5 protein-coding genes are annotated in these 7,013 nt (G+C 41.2%); 4 read left to right on the top strand and 1 reads right to left on the bottom strand.

Annotated features, from left to right (window positions below):
* From B1K71_RS00855 to B1K71_RS00840, 4 genes are all read left to right on the top strand, one after another.
* Positions 1-3,552 (top strand): LPXTG cell wall anchor domain-containing protein (locus B1K71_RS00855; protein WP_139343272.1); only part of this gene is annotated, 3,552 nt, incomplete at its 5' end.
* Positions 3,553-3,609: 57 nt separating this feature from the next.
* Positions 3,610-4,263 carry a class D sortase gene (locus B1K71_RS00850; protein WP_077324140.1) on the top strand — a complete coding sequence of 218 codons (654 nt, stop codon included), beginning with the start codon at positions 3,610-3,612 and terminating at the stop codon, positions 4,261-4,263.
* Between the two features lie 72 nt (positions 4,264-4,335).
* Positions 4,336-5,100, top strand: a complete 765-nt coding sequence (locus tag B1K71_RS00845) for a histidine kinase dimerization/phospho-acceptor domain-containing protein (protein ID WP_139343271.1) — start codon at positions 4,336-4,338, stop codon at positions 5,098-5,100.
* Positions 5,101-5,170: 70 nt separating this feature from the next.
* Entirely contained in the window at positions 5,171-5,578 is a 408-nt protein-coding gene (locus tag B1K71_RS00840) for a hypothetical protein (protein WP_077324138.1), read from the top strand.
* 331 nt (positions 5,579-5,909) lie between these two features.
* On the opposite strand, the gene B1K71_RS00835 is transcribed toward B1K71_RS00840, so the two are convergent.
* On the bottom strand, positions 5,910-6,776 hold the full coding sequence (locus B1K71_RS00835) for a tyrosine-type recombinase/integrase (RefSeq protein ID WP_217697231.1): 867 nt from the start codon (positions 6,774-6,776) through the stop codon (positions 5,910-5,912).
* Between the last annotated feature and the right edge of the window lie 237 nt (positions 6,777-7,013).

Genomic DNA, 7,013 nt, shown 5'->3' with positions numbered 1-7,013 from the left:
GGAGGAGACATCATCGGCGGCGCAAATTTGCCTGTCATTGGTGGCTTCCTTGGGGGTGCCCCAACTGAAGGAGAAGAAGGAAACGTAGAAGGCGGTCTGACACTGCCAGTAATTGGCGGAATCCCAGGAGGAGACATCATCGGCGGCGGAAATTTGCCTGTCATTGGTGGCTTCCTTGGGGATGCCCCAACTGAAGGAGAAGAAGGAAACGTAGAAGGCGGTCTGACACTGCCAGTAATTGGCGGAATCCCAGGAGGAGACATCCTTGGTGGCGCAAATTTGCCTGTCATTGGTGGCTTCCTCGGGGATGCCCCAACTGAAGGTGAAAATGGAATCTTAAAAGGCGGTTTTACACTGCCAGTAATTGGCGGAATCCTGGGAGGGAACTTTGTTGACTGTGTAAATTTGCCTGTCATCGGTGACCTCCTTGGGGGTACCGTTGGCAACAAGGACGGAGACAGCTCTGACGACAATGCCGGCAACGAAGACGGAGATAACTCTGACAATAATAACGGTGATCAAAACGAAGACAACACCGATGACAATGCCGGCAATGAAGATGGAAACAGTTCCGACGATAATGCAGGCAGCGAAGACGAAGACAACACCGACGACAATGCTGGCAATGAAGATGGAGACAACACCGACGACAATGCTGGCAACGAAGATGGAAACGACTCCGACGATAATGTAGGTAATGAAGACGGAGATAACTCAGACGATAACGCTGGCAACGAAGATGGAAACGACTCCGACGATAATGTAGGTAATGAAGACGGAGACAACTCTGATGACAATGCAGGCAGCGAAGACGGAGACAACACCGACGACAATGCTGGCAATGAAGACGGAGATAACACCGACGACAATGCTGGCAATGAAGACGGAGATAGCACCGACGATAATGCAGGCAACGAAGACGGAGATAACACCGACGACAATGCTGGCAATGAAGACGGAAACGACTCCGACGATAACGCTGGCAATGAAGACGGAGACAACTCTGATGACAATGCAGGCAGCGAAGACGGAGACAACACCGACGACAATGCTGGCAATGAAGACGGAGATAGCACCGACGATAATGCAGGCAATGAAGACGGAGATAGCACCGACGACAATGCAGGCAACGAAGATGGAAACAACTCTGATGACAATGCTGGCAACGAAGACGGGGACAACTCAGACGACAATGCAGGCAATGAAGACGGAGATAGCACCGACGATAATGCTGGCAATGAAGACGGAAACGACTCAGACGATAACGCTGGCAATGAAGACGGGGACAACACCGACGACAATGCTGGCAATGAAGACGGAGATAGCACCGACGATAATGCTGGCAATGAAGACGGAAACGACTCAGACGATAACGCTGGCAATGAAGACGGGGACAACACCGACGACAATGCTGGCAGCGAAGACGGGGACAACACCGACGACAATGCTGGCAATGAAGACGGAGACCACTCTGACGACAATGCAGGCAACGAAGATGGAAACAACTCTGATGACAATGCAGGCAACGAAGACGGGGACAACACCGACGACAATGCAGGCAACGAAGACGGGAACAACTCAGACGACAATGCTGGCAGCGAAGACGGGGACAACACCGACGACAATGCTGGCAGCGAAGACGGGGACAACACCGACGACAATGCTGGCAATGAAGACGGAGACCACTCTGACGACAATGCAGGCAACGAAGATGGAAACAACTCCGACGATAACGCTGGCAATGAAGACGGGGACAACACCGACGACAATGCTGGCAGCGAAGACGGGGACAACACCGACGACAATGCTGGCAATGAAGACGGGGACAACACCGACGACAATGCTGGCAATGAAGACGGAGATAGCACCGACGATAATGCAGGCAACGAAGACGGAGATAACACCGACGACAATACTGGCAACGAAGATGGAGACAACACCGATGATAACGCCGGTAACGAAGACGGAAACAACTCTGACGATAACGCTGGCAATGAAGATGGAGACAACACCGACGACAATGCTGATAATGAAGACGGAGACAACACCGATGATAACGCCGGTAACGAAGACGGAAACAACTCTGACGATAACGCTGGCAACGAAGACGGGGACAACTCAGACGACAATGCAGGCAACGAAGATGGAAACAACTCAGATGACAATGCAGGCAGCGAAAACGGAGATAACACCGACGACAATGCTGGCAATGAAGACGGAGATAGCACCGATGATAACGCCGGTAACGAAGACGGAAACAACTCTGACGATAACGCTGGCAATGAAGATGGAGACAACACCGATGATAACAACGGTGATCGAAACGGAGACAACCCTAATGATAATACCGGTAACGAAGATGGAAACAACTCCGATGACAATGCCGGTAACGAAGATGGAGATAGCACCGATGATAACGCAGGCAACCAGGATGGATCTGCAAACTTTATTTCAAGTGCAAATCTGAAATTGGGTTACCAAAAGGAGACCAAAAGTTTGATTTTACAATATCAAATTAAGTATTCGGGGACTCAATCTTTAGAAAATCCTCAATACGTGTTTGTGATTCCGGATGATGTCGCAGGTCATGTAAAAGAAGCCTTTTATATTGATAATAACCGTTCTGTACAAAAAGTGGAAATAAAAAACGGAAAAATTAAGGTGGATGCCGGAAACTTTAAATCAGGCCAAACTATAGATGTTTTTGTAAAATTAAAGATGGCCAAGTTACCGCAAGCTGGAAAGTATAAATTTCTGGCCAAAGAAGTTTCAGGGGCAGAAGGTAAATCAGTTGTAGCTAAATCGAAAGCAACAACAATTTTAACCATGACAAAAGGTAATCAGAATGAAAACCAAACGGGAAATAAGGATGAAACTGATTCGAACAACGATTCCAATAGCAAGCAAGAAGCGAATCAATCAAGCAATAACTCAAATGATGAAAATGATTCAAATCATGTGAGTAATGCATCCGATGGTTTAATTTCAAATGCGAATTTAGCTCTTGGATATCAAAAGAAATCGAAAACGCTTATTGTAAGATATCAGATGCAGTATAATAAATCGGCTTCGTCTGAAAACGCAAATGTTGTATTCGATATACCGGATCAGGTCGCACAACTTGTCACCAATGCTTATTATATCGATAAAAATGGTAACAAGCATGCTGTATCAATTCAGGATGGAAAAGTCCAAGTTTCAGTCGATGGAACTGTTTCTCCTGGACAAGTTGATGTTTATCTTGTATTGGATTTATCAAACCTTCCATCCCCGGGAAGTTATCAACTAAAAGCAAAAAAGGTAGTCGATAATCAAGTTATGGAGAATTCCAAAGCGTCAGTTGCTTTGAAAATCTCTCCAAAAAAAGTAACCAATGACAGTCAATCAAAGGGGAAGGTTAAAACAACTCAGACGAATTCATCTAACGTTGCCAAGGGAGGAAAACTGCCTAATACGGGTAGTCCTTATCCTACAAATATGTTAATTGGTGTAATGGTTGCCCTTATAGGAGGCCTACTTTTACTATTTCGTAGGTTTATAAAAGTACGGTAATGTCATTTGAGAGAGCTGGCCTCCAGCTCTCTTCATGGTAATAAGAGGTGATCAATCATGCACAAAGGAATGAAAGTTTTAGGGATTTTGTTATTGTTTTTAGGTTTAATTTTTAGTACAGGAAATTTGTATAAATGGTGGAAGGGGAAACAATCGGTACAAACGATTTCCTCCACGATATCTGAAAGCAATTCATATTCCGAAGAAAAAGAACCACGCTTTAATGAAAAAATGGCTGTTGGGGCGAAGGAAGAAAAGGATCAACAAACAGTAGAAAATGTATCGACCCTAAAACATAATTTCTCATTAGGACAGAAAATCGGAAAATTAATTGTTCCTGCTTTAAATAAGTCCTATTCATTATATTGGGGTACCAACCCGAGTGTATTAAGTCAGGGAGTAGGCATGTATGTGAGTCGCTGGACGACAGTGCCAAATGCCAAGAAAGGTCACACTGTTTTAAGTGGCCACCGGGATACCGTATTTACAGGGTTGGGGAAACTGAAAAAAGGCGATATTTTTTGGGTTACTTTTAATGGTCAAAAACGAAAATACCGCATTGAAAAAATTTGGGTAACAGATGCAAATGATCGAACAGTAATCACGAAAAAGAAAAAACCAACATTGACCCTGACAACGTGCTATCCATTTGATTACATCGGGAATGCACCTGAACGTTATATCGTTCAAAGTTCCCTTATATCGAATTAAATAAATGCTGATTCAATAGTTAGTTCAAGCATAAATACAATACATTCAAATTGCTGAAGGGAGGTAACCATGGTGAAAGATACAATGGCGTACAACACGTCAATTATGCAGGAATCAAAAAGATTGAGTAATTGTAAAGATTCTCTGCAAAAAGAGCCCTTTATACAGGGTGAGTACCATATTGGCGAAAAGGCGACTGGGTATCTGGGGCGGGAATTTCGAAATTCCATGACAGGTATAAAAGGATTTCTCCAGCTTATAAAGCAAAATTCCGGATCACTGACAGAGAATAATCTTAAAAGGTACAGCCAACTAATGATAAATGAAATTCAATATATGGAAAACGTGATTACAGATTTGTTAGTCGTTACAAAATCGGACAATTATCAAATCACAAGTGAAAGCATGGTTTCCCTCTTGAAAGAAACGGTAAAACAAATGGAAAAAACCCATCATATACAAGTGACATCGCATGTTAAAAATGGCTTTTCTTTTGTAAGGTGTGTAAGGGAACAAATAATTCTAGCGTTTGTTTATTTGATATATAGTATTGAATCAATGTCTGAATCCAAAGCCTTGATGATTAACGTGAAGCAATATGATGCAACTAACCTAAAAATTACCATCACGGGTGAAGGAGATACCAATTCTTCCTCATGTTTTGGGCGAATAGAAGATGCTTTAAGTGCTGCTGAGTCCAACGGAAACGGGTTGGATTTAATGATAGTTCTTAACGTTGTAGAAAATCACGGTGGATATATACAGGCATTTCGAAATAAAGAAAATAAATGGGCTTTTGAGGTAATATTTCCGTTTGATCCGAATAAATTCAAATGATTTTAACCTGTGAAGGATTAGATAAGATAATCGAAAAAACTCATAGACTAGACAAGGTAAGGTGAATGAGATGAAGTTTCTTGATTTTGTCAAAGTGGCTCCAAATGGACGCGTCTTATTTTCCAAAAATATTAGGAAAACCCATCAATTAGAATCTAAGCAGGTTGAGCTTTCTTTAGAGGGCAGTATGATTCATATGCAAATAGCGCAAGGGAATATAACAGAACATTTACGTACCATCAATTATCAAGGTAGATTATCTATTCCAATTTCGTTTCGCAAAAAAATCAATTGGGAGTATCAAGATTATATTGAAATGTATAAAGGGGTTAACGGCTTCTATTTGCGAGGAAATAAAAACATTTGTATTTTTTGTGATAGAACTGGTTTGGAAATGACCCCGGTTTACGGAAAATATATTTGTGACCATTGTTTGCAGACTGCCTTGGGCAAAAAATATCTGATGCAGCCATTTTAATAATCAGATTAAAGTCAGAAAATAACCCCTACCAAGCATAATGGGGTTATTTTTTATTGGAAATTAAGGCAGGAGTAGATAACGGGGGTTAATGCAATCATATAGTTATCATGCAGCTGCAACCCAGAACGTAAGGGTGATAAAACACCTTTAAAGATAAATTGAACAATCTCAAAAAAACGTATGTTGATGAAAAAAGCATTAACAAAAAATAGCTTAAAGCTATATCTTTGCTTAAGCATTGGGAGAAGTAAAGTTCTTTCCAAAATAGATATTATTAATCTTCATTATTCTAAATTTAGGGTCGAGTTTCTTCCATATTATATATTCTTTATAAATTTAAATATGTCGAAGATGATTCATTCGGCCGAACATGTAAATAGCGACCAGTCGTTGCTACATTTGCATGGCCAAGAGTAGTTTGCACTAAATGAATAGGTGCTTTTTGATCTAGTGCATGACTTGCGTGTGCATGGCGCAGCCAATGGGCAGAAGGTGATACTGATAAACCTGCTGTTTTAGCGCTGTTTTTCACAATTCGGTGTACCTGTGTACGGTTTAAGTGGCCATCACCTTTCCGGCTTTTAAAAATCGGACCATCACTTGCCCCTTCTAATCCCAACAATTCTTCCCAAAGTGGATTTGGTATTAAGATAGCTCTTGTTTCATTACCTTTCCCGTATATTGTTACCTGACCACCAATCTCACGCGGTTGCACATCTTTCCAGGTTAAACGAACTAATTCACTGACCCTGATTCCGGTAATGTAGAGAAATTGTAGGATGATACGATTTCGGTAGTTTTTTTCCAACGCAAACATACGATGAACCTCACTCAACGTTAGGATCCGTTCTGCTAAAGTATCTTTGAGTCTTGGCACCCGAAGGGGATCGGCAACGTTAACTGGTAGTAAATTGACACGATACCCAAATGCATATAAAGATTTTACTGAAGAAAGCCGGCGTCGGATTGTGCCGGTTGAGAAATGATAAAGTGAATCTGCGTAACGCTGTAAATCTTCCAATGTAACTTTTGCCAATGGTTTCTCAATAAATTTTCGAAAATCTCTAATATCACGTGAATAAGCTGCAATTGTATTTTTACTTCTTCCATGCAACCACAATCCGATAATTTTATCATCTGTATTTTTATCATGACTCATAATACTTTGTTTATTCTGAATTAATTCTTCTTGCAAAACCAATAACCTCCAATGCAACATAACGTTTCTTATGTTACATTCATTTTATCACCAAAAGAGACGCTTGTATATAAATAATACTTGGTAACTTTTAAATATCCTCATGCAAGTATTCAACAAATCCTTCTATTACTTACTATTCTGACAAGTGTTTAAAAACAAGCGATTTGATATATGCGGAAAAAAGAATGTATATTTGAATAGGAATTTTCCTAAAACAATGCTACTATTAAA

Origin of the sequence: Virgibacillus siamensis, from assembly GCF_900162695.1 — a bacterium.
GTDB lineage: Bacteria > Bacillota > Bacilli > Bacillales > Amphibacillaceae > Lentibacillus > Lentibacillus siamensis_A.
The sequence above is the reverse complement of the archived record's forward strand: the minus strand, read 5'-3'. Positions and strand labels throughout refer to the sequence as shown.